This window comes from Azospirillum sp. OGB3 (genome assembly GCF_014192915.1).
Lineage (GTDB): Bacteria > Pseudomonadota > Alphaproteobacteria > Azospirillales > Azospirillaceae > Azospirillum.
In genome coordinates, this window is sequence record NZ_JACHYN010000008.1 from 257,703 (window position 1) to 279,057 (window position 21,355).

General features: G+C 67.9%; 17 protein-coding genes. All 17 read left to right on the top strand.

Annotated elements, in window-relative coordinates:
- The first annotated feature begins 161 nt into the window (after positions 1-161).
- Positions 162-1,049: an ABC transporter ATP-binding protein gene (locus tag FHW79_RS17950; protein ID WP_247884468.1), complete on the top strand. Its 888-nt coding sequence runs from the start codon at positions 162-164 to the stop codon at positions 1,047-1,049.
- Entirely contained in the window at positions 1,049-2,980 is a 1,932-nt protein-coding gene (locus FHW79_RS17955) for a long-chain fatty acid--CoA ligase (protein WP_183180209.1), read from the top strand. The genes FHW79_RS17950 and FHW79_RS17955 overlap by 1 nt, the downstream gene beginning before the upstream one ends.
- A 190-nt stretch (positions 2,981-3,170) precedes the next feature.
- Complete coding sequence (locus FHW79_RS17960; RefSeq protein ID WP_183180210.1) at positions 3,171-4,058, top strand: branched-chain amino acid ABC transporter permease; 888 nt, start codon at positions 3,171-3,173, stop codon at positions 4,056-4,058.
- A gap of 15 nt (positions 4,059-4,073) precedes the next feature.
- The gene (locus FHW79_RS17965; RefSeq protein WP_145673379.1) at positions 4,074-5,147 is read left to right on the top strand and encodes a branched-chain amino acid ABC transporter permease; all 1,074 of its coding nucleotides are present in this window, start codon (positions 4,074-4,076) and stop codon (positions 5,145-5,147) included.
- 51 nt (positions 5,148-5,198) lie between these two features.
- Positions 5,199-6,482 (top strand): ABC transporter substrate-binding protein, encoded by a 1,284-nt coding sequence (locus tag FHW79_RS17970; RefSeq protein ID WP_183180211.1) that lies wholly within the window; start codon positions 5,199-5,201, stop codon positions 6,480-6,482.
- A 79-nt stretch (positions 6,483-6,561) separates the two neighbouring features.
- Complete coding sequence (locus tag FHW79_RS17975; RefSeq protein WP_247884469.1) at positions 6,562-7,422, top strand: ABC transporter ATP-binding protein; 861 nt, start codon at positions 6,562-6,564, stop codon at positions 7,420-7,422.
- Between the two features lie 173 nt (positions 7,423-7,595).
- Complete coding sequence (locus tag FHW79_RS17980) at positions 7,596-8,825, top strand: AMP-binding protein (protein WP_183180212.1); 1,230 nt, start codon at positions 7,596-7,598, stop codon at positions 8,823-8,825.
- A 60-nt stretch (positions 8,826-8,885) separates the two neighbouring features.
- Complete coding sequence (locus FHW79_RS17985; protein ID WP_183180213.1) at positions 8,886-10,379, top strand: aldehyde dehydrogenase family protein; 1,494 nt, start codon at positions 8,886-8,888, stop codon at positions 10,377-10,379.
- A gap of 233 nt (positions 10,380-10,612) precedes the next feature.
- Positions 10,613-11,785 carry an isovaleryl-CoA dehydrogenase gene (locus FHW79_RS17990; protein WP_183180214.1) on the top strand — a complete coding sequence of 391 codons (1,173 nt, stop codon included), beginning with the start codon at positions 10,613-10,615 and terminating at the stop codon, positions 11,783-11,785.
- 39 nt (positions 11,786-11,824) lie between these two features.
- On the top strand, positions 11,825-13,006 hold the full coding sequence (locus FHW79_RS17995; RefSeq protein WP_183180215.1) for an acetyl-CoA C-acyltransferase: 1,182 nt from the start codon (positions 11,825-11,827) through the stop codon (positions 13,004-13,006).
- An 87-nt stretch (positions 13,007-13,093) separates the two neighbouring features.
- Positions 13,094-14,227 (top strand): acyl-CoA dehydrogenase family protein, encoded by a 1,134-nt coding sequence (locus tag FHW79_RS18000; RefSeq protein ID WP_183180216.1) that lies wholly within the window; start codon positions 13,094-13,096, stop codon positions 14,225-14,227.
- Positions 14,228-14,255: 28 nt separating this feature from the next.
- Positions 14,256-15,863, top strand: coding sequence for a carboxyl transferase domain-containing protein (locus tag FHW79_RS18005; RefSeq protein WP_183180217.1), 1,608 nt, complete (start codon positions 14,256-14,258; stop codon positions 15,861-15,863).
- A 17-nt stretch (positions 15,864-15,880) separates the two neighbouring features.
- Positions 15,881-16,663, top strand: coding sequence for an enoyl-CoA hydratase/isomerase family protein (locus FHW79_RS18010; protein ID WP_183180218.1), 783 nt, complete (start codon positions 15,881-15,883; stop codon positions 16,661-16,663).
- Positions 16,664-16,683: 20 nt separating this feature from the next.
- Positions 16,684-18,687, top strand: coding sequence for an acetyl/propionyl/methylcrotonyl-CoA carboxylase subunit alpha (locus FHW79_RS18015; RefSeq protein ID WP_183180219.1), 2,004 nt, complete (start codon positions 16,684-16,686; stop codon positions 18,685-18,687).
- 2 nt (positions 18,688-18,689) lie between these two features.
- Positions 18,690-19,589 (top strand): hydroxymethylglutaryl-CoA lyase, encoded by a 900-nt coding sequence (locus FHW79_RS18020; protein WP_183180220.1) that lies wholly within the window; start codon positions 18,690-18,692, stop codon positions 19,587-19,589.
- 30 nt (positions 19,590-19,619) lie between these two features.
- Positions 19,620-20,447, top strand: coding sequence for a universal stress protein (locus tag FHW79_RS18025; protein ID WP_183180221.1), 828 nt, complete (start codon positions 19,620-19,622; stop codon positions 20,445-20,447).
- Positions 20,448-20,492: 45 nt separating this feature from the next.
- A partial coding sequence (locus tag FHW79_RS18030; protein WP_183180248.1) for an NAD(P)/FAD-dependent oxidoreductase occupies positions 20,493-21,355 on the top strand: 863 nt, incomplete at its 3' end.

Sequence of the window (21,355 nt, forward strand, 5' to 3'; positions counted from 1 at the left end):
CCAAAAAACAAGCATACACGGAATGTCCGTGTTGAAAACCGTGCGCATCACAGGCTATAGTTCAGACGTTGCACAAAGGACGGTCCACAATATGGACCAGTTCGCTAGGCCAACGATCCAGCGAACGATAAAAAGGCAGTTCCACAGCAACGGAGGAGGAAATGTCAGGCGCGCCCGTCGCATCGCCACGCGGTTACGCCCATCCGGCCGACGCCACCCGCGCGGCCTCCCCATCGGACACCATCTTCGAAGCCCGGGGCGTGTCCTTGCGCTTTGGCGGCGTGCAGGCGCTGACCGACGTCGGTTTCAGCATCCGCAAGGGGGAGCTGTTCTCCATCATCGGTCCGAACGGTGCGGGCAAGACCTCCATGGTCAACTGCATCTCCGGCCGCTACCGGCCCACCGACGGAAAGGTCTTTTTCAAGGGCAAGGACATCACGGGCATGACGCCCAACCACCGCGCCTCGCTCGGGATCGGGCGCACCTTCCAGAATCTGGCGCTGTTCGGGCACATGACGGTGCTCGACAACATCATGGTCGGCCGGCACCACCTGCTGAAGAACAACTTCTTCACCGGGTCGCTCTACTGGCTGACCGGCGCCCGCAAGGAGGAGCTGGCCCACCGCCGCGAGGTCGAGGAGATCATCGACTTCCTGGAAATCCAGCATGTCCGCAAGGCCACCGCCGGCACGCTCTCCTATGGCCTGCGCAAGCGGGTGGAACTGGCCCGCGCCATCGCGCTGAAGCCCGACCTGATCCTCCTGGACGAGCCCATGGCGGGCATGAACCTGGAGGAGAAGGAGGACATGGCCCGCTACATCGTCGACCTGAACGAGGAGTTCGGCATGACGGTGGTGATGATCGAGCACGACATGGGCGTCGTGATGGACATCTCCCACCGCGTGATCGTCCTGGAGTTCGGAAAGAAGATCGCCGAGGGCACGCCGGAAGAGGTTCTGGCCGACCCGCGCGTCAAGCGCGCCTATCTCGGCGAGGACGACGAGGAGGACGAGGCCGTGGCCCCGCCGCCCAAGCAGGAGGTCGCGTGATGTCCCTTCCTGATATCAAGGTCAACGACACGCTGCCGAAGCTGCTGACCCTGCACGCCCGCGAGCATGGCGGCGACGTCGCCATGCGCGAGAAGGACTTCGGCATCTGGCGCGAGTTCACCTGGGCGGACGTGCACGCCCGGGTGCGCGCCTTCACGCTCGGCCTCATCAAGCTGGGGGTGGAGCGTGGCCATGTGGTGGCCCTGCTTGGCGACAACCGGCCCGACTGGGTGATGGGGGAAATCTCCGCCCACGCCATGGGCGCCATGAGCCTGGGCATCTACCGCGACGCCATGGACGAGGAGGTCGCCTACCTCATCACCTACGCCGACGTCCACGTCATCTTCGCGGAGGACGAGGAGCAGGTCGACAAGCTGCTGAACCTCGGCGAACGCCTGCCGACGCTGAAGCACATCATCTATTCCGACCCCCGCGGCATGCGCAAATACAGCGACCCGCGCCTGATGGAAGCGGCGGAGCTGGTGAAGCTGGGCAACGCGCTGCACGCCGAGAAGCCGAACCTCTACGAGGAGCTGGTCGGCGCGACGCGCGGAGACGACGTGGCGGTGCTCTGCACCACCTCGGGCACCACCTCGAACCCGAAGCTGGCGATGCTGCCGGCCGGGCGGTTGATCCGTCACGTCGCCAGCTACCTGTCGGTGGACCCTAAGGGACCGACCGACGAGTATGTGTCGGTGCTGCCGCTGTCCTGGATCATGGAGCAGATCTACGCCGTCGGCATGGGCATGGTGTCGCGGATGCGCGTGAACTTCGTCGAGGAAGCCGAGACGATGATGAACGACTTCCGCGAAATCGGGCCGAGCTTCGTGCTGTTCGCCCCCCGCCTGTGGGAGCAGATCGCCGCCGACGTGCGCGCCCGCATGATGGACGCCTCCCCCTTCAAGCAGAAGATGTACGACTACGGCATGAAGCTGGGGCTGGAGGCGCTCGCCAACGGAACCCGCTCCGCCGTCGCCGACCGCATTCTCTTCGCAGCGCTGCGAGACCGCCTGGGCTTCACCAACCTGAAGTCGGCGGCGACCGGCGGCGCGGCGCTCGGCCCCGACACCTTCAAGTTCTTCCAGGCGCTGGGCGTGCCGCTGCGCCAGATCTACGGCCAGACCGAGACGATGGGCGCCTACACGGTGCACCGCTCGGACGACGTGGATTTCGACACGGTGGGCGTGCCCTTCGACGACGGTGTGAAGGTCAAGGTGATCGAGCCCGACCAGAACGGCATCGGCGAGATCGTGGTCAGCCACCCCAACATGTTCGCCGGCTACTACCGCAACGAGGCCTCGACCACGGCGGACTTGCGCGACGGCTGGATGCACACGGGCGACGCGGGCTTCTTCGACAAGAAGGGCCATCTGGTCATCATCGACCGCATCAAGGACATCGCCACCACCAGCAACAACGACCGCTTCAGCCCGCAATACATCGAGAACAAGCTGAAGTTCAGCCCTTACGTGGCCGAGGCGGTGATCCTCGGCAACAAGCGGCCCTACCTGTCGGCGATCATCTGCATCCGTTTCCCCATCGTGTCGAAGTGGGCGGAGAAGAACCGCATCGCCTTCACCACCTATTCCGATCTGGCGTCCAAGCCGGAGGTCTACGAGCTGCTGCGCCAGGAGGTGGAGCGGGTGAACGCGACGCTGCCGGAGTTTCAGCGCATCACCAAGTTCCTGCTGCTCTACAAGGAGCTGGACGCCGACGACGGCGAGCTGACCCGCACCCGCAAGGTGCGCCGCGGCGTGATCGCCGAGAAATACGGCGAGATCATCGACTCCATCTACGCGGGCCAGCCGGCCATCGACGTGGACACCACCATCACCTTCCAGGACGGCACCAAGCAGCGCATCCGCACCGTGCTGAAGGTGGTCGACCTGCTGCCCGCACCGGCCAAGAAGCCGGCGCAGGCCGCGGCATGAGGGGGGTGAGGATGACGCGCTTTCACACCCCTCTCCCGTCCCGGGAGAGGGAAGGGGCCCACGCCCCCGGCGTGGGAAGGGTGAGGGTGCCGGCAACGGGCCGGCGCTCGATCCTTGGATGCACCCTCACCCGGCCCTGCGGGCCACCCTCTCCCGGGACGGGAGAGGGGATCGAGAACGAGGCCACGCCATGACCCTGTTCTTCCAGCTTCTCGTCAACGGACTGATCGTCGGCGCGCTGTACGGCGTCGTGGCGATGTCCTTCGTGCTGATCTACAAGGCCAGCCGCATCGTGAACTTCGCCCAGGGCGAGTTCCTGCTGATCGGCGCCTGGACCTGCTGGTGGCTGCTGACCTCCTGGCAACTGCCCTTCTGGATTGGCTTCCCGATTACGCTGGCCTTCATGCTGGTCTTCGGCATCGTGCTTCAGGTCGTCGTGCTGCGGCCGATGATCGGCGAGCCGATCATCTCCGTCATCATGGTCACCATCGGCCTGTCGATCTTCTTCCAGGCCCTGATGAAGTGGATGTTCGGCGTCTTCGCCAAGCCGTTCCCGACCATCTTCGCCAGCCCGACCGTGAACATCCTCGGGCTGGACGTGCAGACCGTCTATGTGATGAGCCTGGTCATCTCGCTGCTGATCATGGCGGGCTTCGGCTGGTTCTTCAAATACTCGCGGATGGGTCTGGCGATGCGGGCGACCGCCTTCGACCAGCAGGTGGCGCAGTCGCTGGGCATCTCCGTCCGCCATATGTTCGCGATGAGCTGGGCGATCTCCGCCATGGTGTCGGCGGTGGCCGGCGTCACGGTCGGCGTCGTCAACGGCGTGTCCTCCGCGCTCTCCTTCTTCGGCATCAAGGTCTTCCCAGCGGTCATCCTCGGCGGGCTGGACAGCGTGGCCGGGGCGGTGCTGGGCGGCCTGATCGTCGGCGTGCTGGAGAATCTCGCGCACTACTTGGACAGCCAGTGGCTGAACTGGGGCAACATGTACGAGATCGCCCCCTTCTACGTCCTGATCGTCATCCTGATGATCAAGCCCTACGGCCTCTTCGGCACCAAGGACATCGAGCGCGTGTAAGGAGCGGCCGCAACCATGGCGAACATCAGTCTCATCCCCAGCGGCGACTTCAAGACCCGGTACGCCGCCGACACGACCATCTTCCCGACCAAGACCAGCCGCAACTTCGCGATCCTGGGCGTGGCGCTGCTGCTGCTCTGCCCGGCCTTCATGGACCGCTACTGGCTGAACCTGTGCATCCAGATCGGCTATCTCGGCATCGCGGCGCTGGGGCTGAACATCCTGGTCGGCTTCACCGGCCAGATCTCCATCGGGCACGCCGCCTTCTTCGGCTTCGGCGCCTTCTCCTCGGCGTGGCTGTCGAACAGCTTCGGAATCCCGGTGGCGCTCGCCATCCCGCTGGCCGGCGTGATGACCACCGGGGTCGGCATGCTGTTCGGCATCCCGGCGGCGAGGCTGAAGGGCCTGTACCTCGCCATCGCCACCCTGGCGGCGCAGTACATCCTCCAGGACTTCTTCTCGCGCGCCGACTGGTTCACCGGCGGCACCGCCGGCACCATCGCGGAACCGTTCACCCTGTTCGGCTACGCCTTCGACACCGACGAGAGCTTCTTCTACGTCGTGCTGGTCTATGTGGTCGTCATGTACATCCTGGCGACCAACCTGATGCGGTCGCGCGACGGGCGGGCGCTGGTGGCGGTGCGTGACCATTATCTCTCCGCGGAGATCATGGGCATCAACCTGACCAAGTACCGCACGATGTCCTTTGGCATCTCGTCCTTCTACGCCGGCATCGGCGGCGCGCTCTACGCCCACTACCTGCAGTTCGTGTCGGTGGAGGGCTTCACGATCCTCTTCTCGATCCAGTTCCTCGGCATGATCATCATCGGGGGCCTGGGCTCGATCATGGGGTCGCTGATGGGCACCGCCTTCATGGTGCTGCTGCCCGAGGTGATGCAGGCCATCACCACGGCGCTGTCCGGCACCGCCATCGACGCTGCGCTGAACCTGAGGGAGGCCATCGCCTTCCTGCGCGAAATGGCCATCGGCCTGGTGATCATCCTGTTCCTGGTCTTCGAGCCGGACGGGCTGGCCCACCGCTGGAAGCAGATCAAGGCCTACTGGAAACTGTATCCCTTCTCGCACTGACCTCTCGCACATCGGCTTCTGAAAAACATAACGACTGGGAGAAAACGCACCATGACCATGAAGACCGTCCTGCTGGCGTCCGCCGCCGTCGTCCTGCTCGGCACCGGGGCCGCCAACGCCCAGAAGATCCCGGTCGGCCACCTCGCCGACCAGTCCGGCGCCACCTCGGACGTGGGCGTGCCCTTCGGCCAGGGCGTCGCCGACGCGCTCGCCTACATCAACAAGAACGGCGGCGTCGGCGGCACGACGATGGACGTCGAGACGGTGGACTACGGCTATCAGGCGCCGCGCGCCATCAGCCAGTACAAGAAGTGGTCGTCGGGCAGCGGCAAGGTCGCGGCCATCCAGGGCTGGGGCACCGCCGACACCGAGGCGCTGACCGGCTTCGTCGGCAAGGACGAGATCCCCTACTATTCCGGCTCCTACTCGGGCCACCTGACCGACCCGACCGGCAACGGCCCGCACGGCTCCAAGCCGGCGCCCTACAACTTCTTCTACGGCCCGTCCTACTCCGACGGCCTGCGCGCCATGCTGATGTGGGCGGCCGAGGACTGGAAGACGAAGGGCGGCTCGGGCAAGCCCAAGTACGTCCATATGGGCGCCAACCACCCCTACCCGAACGCCCCGAAGGAAGCCGGCGAGCAGCTCGCCAAGGAGTTGGGCTTCGACGTCCTTCCGGCGGTGCAGTTCGCCCTGACGCCGGGCGACTACACCGCCCAGTGCCTGACGCTGAAGCAGGCCGGCGCCAACTACGCCTATCTCGGCAACACGGCGGGCTCGAACATCTCCGTGCTGAAGGCCTGCCAGACGGTCGGCGCCCAGGTGCAGTTCATGGGCAACGTCTGGGGCATGGACGAGAACGCCGCCAAGGCCGCCGGCTCGGCCGCCAACGGCGTGATCTTCCCGGTGCGCACCGCGGCGATCTGGGGCGGCGACGCGCCGGGCATGAAGATCGTCAAGGAGATCTCCAAGGTCTCCGACGCCGCCGGCACCGCCTACCGTCCGGTGCACTACGTGTCGGGCATCTGCTCCGCCTTCTACATGAAGGAAGCGATGGACTGGGCGAAGCAGAACGGCGGCGTGACCGGCCCGAACATCCGCAAGGGCATGTACCAGAAGAAGGATTGGGTGCCGGCGGGCCTGGAGGGCGTCTGCGTGCCGTCCACCTGGACCGAGACCGATCACCGCGGCATGGACAAGGTCAACCTGTACCGCGCCAACGTGACCGGCGACACCGGCGGCTCGGTGGACGAGCTGGTGAGGGCCGGCACGATCAAGCTGGAGAAGATCGCCACCGTCGACGTCCCGCGCAAGCCGGAGTGGCTGGGCTGGTAAGCCGGACCGCCCCCGCCGTCGCCGTGAAAGGGCGGCGGCGGGGGCTTCCGTCCCGTCTCACTGCATCAGGTGCCGCATCATGAACGCCGCCACCGCGACCGCCGCGGTCAATCCCGCCAGCGCTCCGGCGCCGGTTCCCGGCACGGCCAAGGCGCCGCTGCTGTCCGTCAACAACATTGAGGTCGTCTACAACGACGTCATCCTGGTGCTCCGCGGCCTCAGCCTGGAGGTGCCGGAGGGGGAGATCGTCGCCCTGTTGGGCGCCAACGGCGCCGGCAAATCGACGACGCTCAAGGCCATCTCCGGGCTGCTGAAGACCGAGGACGGCGAGGTCACGCGCGGCGACATCTCCTTCGCGGGCGAGCGCATCAACGGCATCGACCCCGACCAGATCGTCCGGCGCGGCATCTTCCAGGTGATGGAGGGCCGCCGCATCATCGGTGACATGACCTGCCAGGAGAATTTGCGCCTCGGCGCCTTCACCCGCCGCGACGGCGGCGTGAAGGACGACATCGAGATGGTCTATCACTACTTTCCCCGCCTGAAGGAACGCACCGGCCTCGCCGGCTACCTCTCGGGCGGCGAGCAGCAGATGCTGGCCATCGGGCGCGCGATGATGGCGCGGCCGAAGCTGATCCTGATGGACGAGCCGTCCATGGGCCTGTCGCCGCTGATGGTGAAGGAGGTCTTCAGCATCATCCGGCAGATCAACAAGGACCTGGGCGTCACCATCCTGCTGGTGGAGCAGAACGCCCGCATGGCGCTCCAGGCCGCGACGCGCGGCTACATCATGGAGAACGGCAAGGTCGTTCTGGACGGCACCGCCGAAGAGCTGCGCAACAACGAGGACGTGAAGGAATTCTACCTCGGCGGCGGCAACGAAGAGCGCAAGAGCTTCAAGAATCTCAAGAGCTTCAAGCGCCGGAAGCGCTGGATTTGAATTTTTGCCCTCTCCCGTCCCGGGAGAGGGAAGGGGCCCACGAAGTGGGAAGGGTGAGGGTCTTGCAGGAAGAAAGGTGCCGACCATTGGCGGCACCCTCACCCGGCCCTTCGGGCCACCCTCTCTCCCGGGGCGGGAGAGGGGAGAAGAAGAAAAACAGCCGGGAGGCATCGGTGTCCGACACTTACGATCAACTCGAAACCCGCTCCCCCGACCGGCGCGAGGCGGAGCTGTTCGCGGCGCTGCCGGCACAGATCGCCCACGCCAAGGCGAACGCGCCCTACTTCACCCGCCTGCTGGCCGATGTGGACCCCGCCGCCGTCGGTGACCGCGCGGCGCTCGCCGCGTTGCCGGTCACCCGCAAGTCGGACCTGATCGCGCTGCAGAAGGAGGTGCCGCCCTTCGGCGGGATGACCACCGTCGCCATCGGGCGGCTGGCCCGCGTCTTCGCCTCGCCCGGCCCGATCCATGATCCGGAAGCCCACGGCACGGACCCCTGGCGCACCGCACGGGCGCTTTACGCCTCGGGCATCCGCGGCGGCGACCTCGTGCAGAACTGCTTCGCCTACCACCTGACCCCCGCCGGCTCGATGTTCGAGACGGGCGCGCACGCGCTGGGATGCGCGGTCATCCCCGCCGGCGTCGGCAACACGGAGATGCAGGCCCAGGTGGCCGCCCATCTCAAGCCGCGGGCCTACATCGGCACGCCCGACTTCCTGAAGATCATCCTGGAGAAGGGCGACGAGCTGGGGCTGGACCTGTCCTCCATCGCGATCGGCCATTTGACCGGCGGCCCCTTCCTGCCGGACGCCCGCGCCTATTACGAGGGGCGCGGCATCGCCGCCTACCAGAGCTACGGCACCGCCGACCTCGGCCTCGTCGCCTATGAGACGACGGCCCGCGCCGGGCTGGTGGTGGAGGAGGGCGTGATCGTGGAGATCGTCCGGCCCGGCACCGGCGATCCCGTGCCGGCGGGCGAGGTGGGGGAGGTCGTCGTCACCACCTTCAATCAGGCCTATCCGCTGGTCCGCTTCGCCACCGGCGACCTGTCCGCCGTGCTGCCCGGCGAAAGCCCCTGCGGGCGCACCAACATGCGGCTGAAGGGCTGGATGGGCCGCGCCGACCAGACGACCAAGGTCAAGGGCATGTTCGTCCACCCGCAGCAGATCGCCGAGGTGCTGCGCCGCCACCCGCAGATCGGCAAGGCCCGCCTCGTCGTCGGGCGGGAGGACGCCAACGACACCATGACCCTGCGCTGCGAGTCGCCCGAGTCCGGCGAGGCTTTGGCGGCTTCGGTGCGTGAAACTCTGGCCGCCGTCACCAAATTGAAGGGTGTCGTGGAGTTCGCGGCCCCCGGCAGCCTGCCCAACGACGGCAAGGTCATCGAAGACGCCCGCGCCTGAGCGCCGACGAGACCCGAAAACAACGATAACCGACCCGATACACACGAGGACCTTTTCGCCATGAGCGTCAGCACCGACCTCCAGCTCGACCCCTTCGCGCTCGCCAGGGAGCTGTCGGGCAAGCATTTCTTCGGCGGCGCGTTCCGCCCGGCCTCCTCCGGCAAGGGCTTCCCCGTCGTGAACCCGGCGACCGGGGAGACGGTGGCCGAGGCCGCCTTCGGCGAGGCGGCGGACGTCGACGCCGCGGTGGCCGCCGCGGTGGCCGCGCAGAAGGAATGGGCCAAGCGCCCGGTGCGCGAGCGCGGCAAGCTGGTCGCCGAATGCGGGCGCGTGCTGGACGCCCACAAGGAGGAAATCGCCAAGCTGATCGCGCTGGAAACCGGCAAGGCGCTGCGCACCGAATCGCGCGTCGAGGCCGGCGTTCTGTCCGACGCCTTCGTCTTCTTCGGCGGTCTGGCACCGGAGCTGAAGGGCGAGACGGTGCCTTTCAACCCGTCCATGCTGACCATGACGGTGCGCGAGCCGGTGGGCGTGGTCGGGGCGATCATCCCGTGGAACGTCCCGCTGCTTCTGATGGCGCTGAAGATCGCCCCGGCGATGGTGGCGGGCAACGCCGTGGTGGTGAAGTCGGCCGAGGAGGCTCCGCTCGCCGTGCTGCGCGTCGTGCAGCTCATCAACACGGTGATTCCGGCCGGGGTGGTGAACATCCTGTCGGGCTACGGTCCGGAGTGCGGCGCCCCGCTGGTGGCGCACAAGGACGTGAAGAAGGTCACCTTCACCGGCTCGGTCGAGACCGGCAAGATCGTCTACAAGACCGCCGCCGAGAAGTTGATTCCGGTGACGCTGGAACTGGGCGGCAAGAGCCCGATGATCGTCTGCGGCGACGCCGACCTGGATCAGGCCATCGCGGGCGCCATCGCCGGCATGCGCTTCACCCGCCAGGGTCAGAGCTGCACCGCGTCGTCGCGCATCTTCGTCCATGACAGCATCCACGACGCCTTCGTGGAGAAGCTGAAGGAGAAAGTGAACGCCATGAAGATGGGCGACCCGCTGGACGAGTCGACCGACATCGGCACCATCGTCTCGCCCCAGCAGCTCGACCGGGTGCAGAGCTACATCGCCATCGGCAAGGAGGGCGGGGCGACGCCGCATGTCTGCTCGGCGATGCCGTCCGATCCGAAGCTGACCAAGGGCCTGTACGTGCAGCCGCACATCTTCACCGGCGTGAAGAACAGCGACCGCATCGCGCAGGAGGAAATCTTCGGGCCGGTGTGCTGCGTCATCCGCTGGACCGACTACGAAGAGGTCATCGCCCAGGCCAACGACACCGAATACGGCCTCGCCGCGACCATCTGGACCCGTGACCTGAGGGTGGCGATGGATGCGGTGCATCGGCTGGAGGCCGGGTTCGTCCAGGTGAACCAGAATCTGGTCGTGCAGCCGAACCTGTCCTACGGCGGCGTGAAGTCATCGGGGCTGGGCAAGGAAGCCTCGCTGGAAGCGATGCTGGAGCACTTCACCCACAAGAAGACGATCATCATCAACATGAAGTGAGCGGACTTTCTGTTCCCTCTCCCCTCTGGGGAGAGGGTTAGGGTGAGGGGGTTGCGCTTTTGCCGAACGCCCGCCATGCGCAACCCCCTCACCGGCCTTGCGGGCCACCCTCTCCCCGGAGGGGAGAGGGCTAAGAAGTCTTGCCACGCCCATTTCCATACGCTACCGTACGGCTCCATACGTCGCCGTATGGCGGGAACGAAGAACAGACCTCCGGGGGGAGCGCCAACACCATGCTGTCGAACCAGTATCCGACCCTGAACTTCGACCTCGGCGAATCCGCGGACATGCTGCGCGACACCGTGCGCAGCTTCGCCGCTGACGAGATCGCGCCCCGCGCCGCCGAGATCGACCGGACCAACGAGTTCCCGAACGAGCTGTGGCGGAAGTTCGGCGACCTCGGCGTGCTCGGCATCACGGCGGAGGAGGAATACGGCGGCGCCGGCATGGGGTACCTGGAGCATGTCGTGGCGATGGAGGAAATCTCCCGCGCCTCGGCCTCGGTCGGCCTCAGCTACGGCGCGCACTCCAACCTCTGCGTCAACCAGATCCGCAAGAACGGCACGGCGGAGCAGAAGAGCCGCTACCTGCCTAAGTTGATCTCCGGCGAGCACATCGGCGCGCTCGCCATGTCGGAGCCGAACGCCGGGTCCGACGTGGTGTCGATGAAGCTGCGCGCCGAGAAGAAGGGCGACCGCTATGTGCTGAACGGCACGAAGATGTGGATCACCAACGGGCCGGACGCCGACACGCTGGTGGTCTACGCCAAGACCGACGTCAACGCCGGCCCGCGCGGCATCACCGCCTTCCTCATCGAGAAATCCTTCAAGGGCTTTTCCGTCGCGCAGAAGCTCGACAAGCTGGGCATGCGCGGCTCCAACACCGGCGAGCTGGTGTTCGAGGACTGCGAGGTGCCGGAGGAGAACATCCTGGGCGGCGTTGGGCGCGGCGTGAACGTGCTGATGTCGGGCCTCGACTACGAGCGCGCGGTGCTCGCCGGGGGGCCGCTCGGCATCATGCAGGCCTGCATGGACGTGGTGGTCCCCTACCTGCACGACCGCAAGCAGTTCGGCCAGCCGATCGGCGAGTTCCAGCTCATGCAGGGCAAGCTGGCCGACATGTACACGATCATGAACGCCGCCAAGGCTTACGTGTACGCCGTCGCCAAGGCCTGCGACCGCGGCGAGACGGCCCGCAAGGACGCCGCCGGGGCGATCCTCTTCGCCGCTGAAAAGGCCACCTGGATGGCGCTGGAGGCCATTCAGACTCTGGGCGGCAATGGCTACATCAACGAGTTCCCGACGGGCCGCCTGCTGCGCGACGCCAAGCTCTACGAGATCGGCGCCGGCACCAGCGAGATCCGCCGCATGCTGATCGGGCGCGAGCTGTTCAAGGAAACGGCGTAAAGAAAACGCCGTATGGCCGGAAGGGAAGGAAAGAGCGTCATGACCGATACCGTTGTGATTGCGGGCGCCGCCCGCACCCCGATGGGTGGATTCCAGGGCGACTTGCAGGGCTTGACCGCGCCGCAGCTCGGTTCCGCCGCCATCAAGGCCGCGCTGGAGCGCGCCGGGGTGAAGCCGGAGGCCGTGGACGAGGTGTTCATGGGCAACGTCCTGCCCGCCGGGCTGGGGCAGGCGCCGGCCCGTCAGGCGTCGCTCGGCGCCGGCATCCCGGAGGCTGCGGGCTGCACGACCATCTCCAAGGTCTGCGGGTCGGGCATGAAGGCGGTGATGCTCGCCACCGACCTGATCAAGGCCGGCTCGGCGGAGATCATGGTGGCCGGCGGCATGGAGAGCATGTCCAACGCCCCCTACCTGCTGGACCGCGCCCGCGGCGGCTATCGCATGGGCCATGGCCGCGTGCTCGACCACATGTTCCTCGACGGGCTGGAGGACGCCTACGACCGCGGGCGCCTGATGGGCACCTTCGCGGAGGAATGCGCCACCCACTACCAGTTCACCCGCGAGGCGCAGGACAACTACGCCATCGAGAGCCTGAACCGCGCCCGCCGCGCGACCGAGGACGGCAGCTTCGTCAAGGAGATCACCCCGGTCACGGTCAAGGGCCGCAAGGGCGACACGGTGGTGGAGAGGGACGAGCAGCCGCTGAAGGCCGACCCGGGCAAGATCCCGACGCTGAAGCCCGCCTTCGCCAAGGACGGCACGGTGACGGCGGCCAACGCCTCCTCCATCTCCGACGGCGCGGCGGCTCTGGTGCTGACCACACGGTCGAACGCGGAGAAGCTGGGCCTGCCGATCCTGGCGGAGATCAAGGCCCACGCCAACCACGCCCAGGCCCCGGCCTGGTTCACCACCGCACCCGTGGGCGCGATCAACAAGGTGCTGGAGCGCGCCGGCTGGTCGGCCAAGGACGTGGACCTCTACGAGCTGAACGAGGCCTTCGCGGTGGTCGCCATGGCGGCGATGCGCGAACTCGACATCCCGCATGACAGGATCAACGTGCATGGCGGCGCCTGCGCGCTCGGCCATCCGATCGGCGCGTCGGGGGCGCGCATCCTCGTCACGCTGCTGGCGGCGCTGGAGAAGAACGGGCTGAAGCGCGGCGTCGCCTCGCTGTGCATCGGCGGCGGCGAGGCCACGGCGGTGGCGGTGGAGTTGGTGTAAGGGCGGAGTGTTGCCCCCACCCTAACCCTCCCCCGCCCAGCGGGGGAGGGCCGGGGTGGGGGCAATGCAAATTCGGGAGGGAAAGCAATGCGGCTGACGGAAGAGCAGCGGATGGTGCGCGACATGGCGCGGGACTTCGCGGCGGAGCGGCTGGCGCCCACCGCCGCCGAGCGCGACCGCACCGGCGCCTTCCCCAAGGAGGAGCTGGCCGAGATGGGCCGGCTCGGCCTGATGGGCATGCTGGTGCCGGAGGAGTTCGACGGGGCCGGCACCGACCACATCGCCTACGCGCTCGCCATCGAGGAAATCGCGGCGGGCGACGGCGCCATTTCCACCATCATGAGCGTGCACAACTCCGTCGGTTGCATGCCGATCCTGAAGTTCGGTAGCGCCGAGCAGAAGGAGCGCTTCCTGAAGCCGATGGCCCGCGGCGAGCAGCTCGGCTGCTTCTGCCTGACCGAGCCGCAGGCGGGCTCCGACGCCGCCGCCATCAAGACCCGCGCCCGCCGCGACGGCAATCACTGGGTCCTCAACGGCACCAAGCAGTTCATCACCTCGGGCAAGAACGCCGACGTCGCCATCGTCTTCGCGGTCAGCGACCCCGACGCCGGCAAGAAGGGCATCACCGCCTTCATCGTGCCGACCGACACCCCCGGCTTCCAGGTCGCGCGGGTGGAGGAGAAGCTCGGCCAGAGCTGTTCCGACACCTGCCAGATCGTGCTGGAGGACTGCCGCATCTCCGCCGACCTGATGCTGGGCGCGGAGGGCGGCGGCTACCGGGTGGCGCTCGCCAACCTGGAGGGTGGACGCATCGGCATCGCCTCGCAGTCGGTGGGCATGGCGCGCTCCGCGCTCGACCACGCCACGCGCTACGCCCAGGAGCGGCAGAGCATGGGCGTGCCGATCATCCAGCATCAGGCGGTGGCCTTCCGGTTGGCCGACATGGCGACGAAGGTGGAGGCCGCGCGCCAGCTCGTCCTGCACGCCGCGAGTCTCCGCGACGCCGGCGAGCCCTGCCTGAAGGAGGCGGCCATGGCGAAGCTGTTCGCCTCGGAGATCGCCGAGCGCGTCTGCTCCGACGCCATCCAGATCCATGGCGGCTACGGCTACCTGAACGATTTCCCGGTGGAGCGCATTTATAGAGACGTGCGCGTCTGCCAGATCTATGAGGGCACGAGCGACATCCAGCGGCTGGTCATCAGCCGCGCCCTGATGCAGTAGAACAAGAAGAGACGGGAGGACGACGGCCATGACCGTCCTGAAGAGCGCCCTGAACCCGCGCTCCGCCGAGTTCCAGACGAACGCCGACGCCATGTCCGCCCTGGTCGCCGACCTGCGCGAGAAGGTGGGTGCCATCAAGCAGGGCGGCGGAGCAAAGGCCCGCGACAAGCACCTCTCCCGCGGCAAGCTGCTGCCGCGGGAGCGCATCCGCCAGCTCCTCGACGTGGGTTCGCCCTTCCTGGAGCTGTCGCAGATGGCCGCCTACGGCGTCTATGACGACGATATCCCGGCGGCGGGCATCATCACCGGCATCGGCAGCGTGGCCGGGCAGGAATGCATGGTGGTCGTCAACGACGCCACGGTGAAGGGAGGCACCTACTTCCCCCTGACGGTGAAGAAGCACCTGCGCGCCCAGGAAGTCGCCCAGCAGAACAACCTGCCCTGCATCTATCTGGTCGATTCGGGCGGCGCCAACCTGCCGAACCAGGACGAGGTGTTTCCCGACCGCGACCATTTCGGGCGCATCTTCTTCAACCAGGCCAACATGTCGGCCCAGGGCATCCCGCAGATCGCGGTGGTGATGGGAAGCTGCACGGCCGGTGGCGCCTATGTGCCCGCCATGTCGGACGAGGCGATCATCGTGCGCAACCAGGGCACCATCTTCCTCGGCGGCCCTCCGCTGGTGAAGGCGGCGACCGGCGAGGTGGTGTCGGCGGAAGACCTCGGCGGGGCCGACGTGCATTCCCGCACCTCCGGCGTGACCGACCATTACGCGATGAACGACGCCCACGCGCTCGCCATGGCGCGCAAGGTCGTGTCGAACCTGAACCGCAGCAAGCGCATCGACATGGACCTGCGCGAGCCGCAGGAGCCGGCCTACGACCCGCGCGAACTCTACGGCGTGATCCCCAGCGACCCGCGCAAGCCCTTCGACGTGCGCGAGGTCATCGCCCGCGTGGTCGACGGCTCGGTGCTGGACGAGTTCAAGCCGCTCTACGGCACGACGCTGGTCTGCGGCTTCGCCCACATCTTCGGCTACCCGGTCGGCATCATCGCCAACAACGGCATCCTGTTCAGCGAGTCCGCCCTGAAGGGCGCGCATTTCGTCGAGCTGTGCTGCCAGCGCGGCATTCCGCTGGTCTTCCTGCAGAACATCACCGGCTTCATGGTCGGGCGGAAGTACGAGGCGGGCGGCATCGCCAAGGACGGCGCGAAGCTGGTCACCGCCGTCGCCTGCGCCAAAGTGCCGAAATTCACCGTCATCATCGGCGGCAGCTATGGTGCGGGCAACTACGGCATGTGCGGGCGCGCCTACAGCCCGCGCTTCCTCTGGATGTGGCCGAACTCGCGCATCTCCGTGATGGGCGGGGAGCAGGCGGCGGGCGTGCTCGCCCAGGTCCGGCGCGACGCCATGGAATCCCAGGGCAGGACCTGGGCGCCGGAGGAGGAGGAGGCGTTCAAGGCCCCGATCCGCCAGCAGTACGAAGACCAGGGCCATCCCTACTACGCCTCCGCCCGATTGTGGGACGACGGCATCATCGACCCGGCGGACACGCGCATGGTGCTCGGCCTCGGCCTGTCGGCGTCGCTGAACGCCCCGGTCGAGAAGACCACCTTCGGCGTGTTCCGGATGTGAGCGGAGGGACGACGAGCATGAGCGACATTCTGATCGACATCGCCGCCAGCGGCGTGGCCGCCGTCACCATGAACCGGGCGGAGGTGCACAACGCCTTCAACGAGCGGGTCATCGCCGATCTGACCGACGCCTTCCTCAGCCTGGGGTCGAATCCGGACGTCCGCGTCATCCTGCTGCGCGGTGCGGGCAAGAGCTTCTCCGCCGGGGCCGACCTCGGATGGATGAAGAAGATGGCGGGCTACAGCCACGACGAGAACGTCCAAGACGCCATGGGCCTCGCCACCATGCTGCGCACGCTGGACGAATGCCCGAAGCCGACCGTCGCCGTGGTGCAGGGTCCGGCCTTCGGCGGCGGGGTGGGGCTGGTCGCCGCCTGCGACGTCGCCATAGCCGCCGAGACCGCCAGCTTCGCCCTGACCGAGGTGCGGCTTGGCCTGATCCCCGCGGTCATCAGCCCCTATGTGGTGGCCGCGATGGGCGAGCGCGCCTGCCGCCGCTATTTCCTGACGGCGGAGCGCTTCTCCGCCGCCGAGGCGCTGGGGCTCGGCCTGCTGCACCAGACCGTTCCGGCGGCGGAACTGGACGCCGCGGTCGAGGTGATGGTGCGCAACCTGCTGCACTGCGGACCGGCCTCGCAGACCGCGGCGAAGGAGTTGATCCGCGCCGTGGCGCGCCGCCCGCTGGACGACGCGCTGGTCCGCGGCACAGCGGAGCGCATCGCCCGCCAGCGCGCGAGCGACGAGGGGAGGGAGGGCGTCGGCGCCTTCCTGGAGAAACGCGAACCGGCGTGGCGGAGCTGAGGCCCATGGTTGAGACAGGCATGTTCGACAAAATTCTGATCGCGAACCGTGGCGAGATCGCCTGCCGCATCATCCGCACCGCCCGCCGCATGGGCATCCGCACCGTCGCCGTGTACTCGGAAGCCGACGCCCGCGCCATGCATGTGGAGATGGCCGACGAGGCCGTCTGCATCGGCCCGGCGCCGGTCGGCGAGAGCTACCTGCGCGGCGACGCGATCCTTGAGGTCGCAAAGCGCACGGGCGCCCAGGCCATCCATCCCGGCTACGGCTTCCTGTCGGAGAACGCCGGCTTCGCGGCGGCCTGCGCCGAGGCCGGCGTGGTTTTCATCGGCCCGCCGATCGAGGCCATCCGCGTCATGGGCTCCAAGGCGGAATCCAAGCGCGTGATGTCCCAGGCCGACGTGCCGCTGGTCCCCGGCTTCCACGGCGAGGCCCAGGATCTGGAGACGCTGAGCGCGGAGGCCGAGCGCATCGGCTACCCGGTGCTGGTCAAAGCGTCGGCGGGCGGCGGCGGCAAGGGCATGCGCGTGGTCCGCGCCGCGGGCGAGTTCGCCGACGCGGTGGCCGGCGCCAAGCGCGAGGCCAAGGCCGCCTTCGGCGACGACAGCGTGCTTCTGGAGAAGTATCTGGGCCGCCCGCGCCATGTGGAGATCCAGGTCTTCTGCGACACCCACGGCAACGGCGTCTATCTGTTCGAGCGCGACTGCTCCATCCAGCGCCGCCACCAGAAGGTGATCGAAGAGGCCCCGGCCCCGGCGCTGCCCGACGACCTGCGCCGCCGCATGGGCGAGGCCGCGGTGGCCGCCGCCAAGGCGGTGAACTACGTCGGCGCCGGCACGGTGGAATTCCTCTACGAGGACGGCGGCTTCTACTTCATCGAGATGAACACCCGCCTCCAGGTCGAGCATCCGGTGACCGAGAAGATCACCGGCCAGGACCTCGTGGAGTGGCAGTTGCGCGTCGCCGCCGGCGGCACGCTGCCGCTGATGCAGGACCAGCTCACCCGCCGCGGCCACGCCTTCGAGGCGCGCCTCTACGCGGAGGACCCGCAGCGCGAGTTCCTGCCGGCCATCGGCAAGCTGGTCCGCCTGCGCCCGCCCGCCGAGAACGACCATGTCCGCGTCGACACCGGTGTCCGCGAGGGCGACGAGGTCACCATGTTCTACGACCCGATGATCGCCAAGCTGATCGTCTGGGACGAGGACCGCGACGCCGCCCTGCGCCGCCTGCGCGTGGCGCTCGCCGCCTACGAGGTGGTCGGGGTGACGACCAACGTGGCCTTCCTCGGCGCCATCGCCGGTCATCCGGCCTTCCGCGCGGTGGAGATCGACACCGGCTTCATCGAGCGGCACCGCGCCGACCTGCTGCCCCCTCCGGCCCCGGTGCCGGATCGCGGGCTGGCCATCGCGGCGCTCAGCGTTCTGCTCCGCCGCAACGCCGACGCCCGCAAGGCCCGCCGCGCCGCGTCGGACCCCTGGTCGCCCTGGCTGTCGGCCAGCGGCTGGCGCCTCAACGACGACAACCACCACGACTTGCGCCTGATGGATGGCGACACGCCGCGCGCCCTGACCCTGCATTTCCGCCCCGACGGCTACGAGATCGAGGTGGAGGGCCGCCCGGCCATCCGGGCCGAGCGGGTCACTCTGGACGGCGAGACGCTGACCGCCACCATCGACGCGGTGCGCACCCGCGCCACGGTGATCTGTCAGGGTCTGGACCTGACCATCCTGTCAGACGGGGCGGTGTGGCGCCTGCATCTCGACGACCCGACCGCCCGCGCGGCGGAGCAGGAGGGCGGGTCCGGCCGCCTCACCGCGCCGATGCCGGGCACCGTCGTCCGCGTGCTGGTCGAGCCGGGCCAGACGGTGGAGGCGGGCGCACCGCTGATGCTGCTGGAAGCGATGAAGATGGAGCACACCATCAAGGCCCCCGCCGCCGGCACGGTCAGCGCCGTCAACTTCGCGGCGGGCGATCAGGTGTCCGAAGGCGTGGACCTGCTGGTCCTCGACGTGGCGGAGGGATGAGCATGCGCCTGCCGAAAAGCGTCCGCATGGTTGAGGTCGGACCGCGCGACGGCCTCCAGAACGAGAAGCAGATCGTCCCGACGGCGGTGAAGATCGGTCTGGTCGACCGGCTGACCGATGCCGGGCTGATCGCCATCGAGGCCGGCAGCTTCGTGTCGCCCAAATGGGTCCCACAGATGGCCGACACGCCGGACGTCTTCGCCGGCATCCGCCGCAAGGAGGGGGTGCGCTATGTCGCGCTCACCCCGAACGCCAAGGGGCTGGAGGGCGCGCTCGCCGCCCGCGCCGACGAGGTGGCGGTGTTCGCCGCCGCGTCGGAGAGCTTCAGCCGGACGAACATCAACTGCTCCATCGCCGAGAGCCTGGACCGCTTCGTCCCGGTGCTGGAGCAGGCGAAGGCCCGGGGTGTGCCGGTGCGCGGCTACGTCTCCTGCGTGCTCGGCTGCCCCTACGAGGGGGAGATCGCCCCGGCGGCGGTGGCCGAGGTGGCCGGCCGGCTGCTCGATATGGGCTGCTACGAGGTCTCGCTCGGCGACACCATCGGCACCGGCACGCCGGCCAAGGCCCAGGCGATGATCGCGGCGGTGGCGGAGCGCGTGCCGATGGATCGTTTGGCGGTGCATTTCCACGACACCTACGGCCAGGCGCTCGCCAACATCCTGGCGACGCTGGAGATGGGTGTGGCGGTGGTGGACAGCTCCGTCGCCGGGCTGGGTGGCTGCCCCTACGCCAAGGGGGCGTCCGGCAACGTGGCGAGCGAGGACGTGCTCTACATGCTGAACGGACTGGGCGTCGGGACGGGGGTGGATCTCGACCGGCTGGTGGCGGCTGGCGCTTATATCAGCGATGCCATCGGCCGTCCGACCGCCTCGAAGGTCGCCCGCGCGCGGGGATGTGCGTAAAACACGGGAACGAGGGAAGGGAAGGGCGCCATGAGCTTCACGAACCTGCTGGTGCATGTGGACGACAGCGACCGCTGCGGGGAGCGGCTGAGCGTCGCCCTGACCCTGGCGCAGAAGCATGGCGCCGCACTGACCGGCCTGTTCGCGCAGAGCGACAGCTCCGGCGCCGGCATCGTCACGCGCAAGGCCGGCCCGGCGCTGACCCAGGCGGCGCAGCGGGCGCGGGACATGTTCGAGGAGAAGGCCCGCGAGGCCGGCGTGACCACGCGCTGGTGGCAGCTCAGCCACGGCGAATACGGCCATGTCATCGCCGAGACGGTGATCTGCTCGCGCTACGCGGACCTCGCCGTGTTCGGCCAGCACGATCCGGAGGACAGCCGCGTTCCGGCCGATCTCCTTGAGGAGGTGGTGCTGAACGCCGGGCGCCCGATCCTGGTCGTGCCCCACGCCGGCAGCTATCCGCAGCTCGCCGACCGTCCGGTCATCGCCTGGAACGGCAGCCGCGAGGCCGCCCGCGCCGTAAACGACGCGCTGCCGCTGCTGAAGCAGGCGAGTTCGGTGCTCCTGCTCGCCTTCCACACCCAGCCGCGGGCGGAGGGGAGCGGCGCCGTCCCACAGGTCGATATCCTGGAGCATCTGGCGAGCCATGGCGTGAAGGCCACACCGGAACGCATGACCATCACCGGCATGACGCCGATGGACGCCGTGCTGTCACGCGCCTCGGACCATGGCGCCGACCTTCTGGTGATGGGCGGCTTCGGCGGCTATGGCGGCTCGCTGTTCCCGCTGTTCGGGCGGGGCAGCAACACCCGCCAGATCCTGCGCCAGATGACCCTTCCCGTTCTGTTGTCGCACTGAGTTTGTTCGCACGAAACAAGGAAAGAAGAAGAAATGGCTGACGAGATGGCTCGCGACCCGCGCGAGGTGATGGAGTACGACGTCCTTGTCGTCGGAGCCGGCCCGTCGGGCCTGAGCGCGGCCATCCGCCTGAAACAGCTCGCCAACGAGGCGGGGCAGGAGCTGTCGGTCTGCGTCGTCGAGAAGGGCTCGGAGGTCGGCGCCCACCTGCTCTCCGGCGCGGTGTTCGAGCCGCACGCGCTCGACGAGCTGATCCCCGACTGGAAGGAGAAGGGCGCGCCGCTCACCACCCCGGCGCGCGAGGACCGCTTCCTCTTCCTCACCGAAACCAAGGCGCTGAAGTCGCCCTTCGCCCCGCCGCAGATGCACAATCACGGCAACTACATCATCTCCCTCGGCAACCTCGCCCGCTGGATGGCCGGGCAGGCCGAGGAGCTGGGTGTCGAGATCTACCCCGGCTTCGCCGCCGCCGAGGTGCTCTACGACGACGCGGGCGCGGTCAAGGGGGTCGCCACCGGCGACATGGGCATCGGCAAGGACGGCGGGAAGACCGCCAACTACACCCCGGGCATGGAGCTGCACGCCCGGCAGACCATCTTCGCCGAGGGCTGCCGCGGCTCGCTGACCAAGACGCTGTTCGAGCGCTTCGACCTGCGCCGCGACGCCGATCCCCAGACCTACGGCATCGGCATCAAGGAGCTGTGGGAGGTGGCGCCGGAGAAATCCCAGCCCGGCCTGATCGTCCACACCATCGGTTGGCCGATGGACCCCAAGACCTACGGCGGCTCCTGGCTCTACCACATGGAGGGCAATCTGGTGTCGGTCGGCTTCGTGGTCGGGCTCGACTACGAGAACCCGCACCTGTCGCCCTTCGAGGAGTTCCAGCGCTACAAGACCCACCCGGCGAT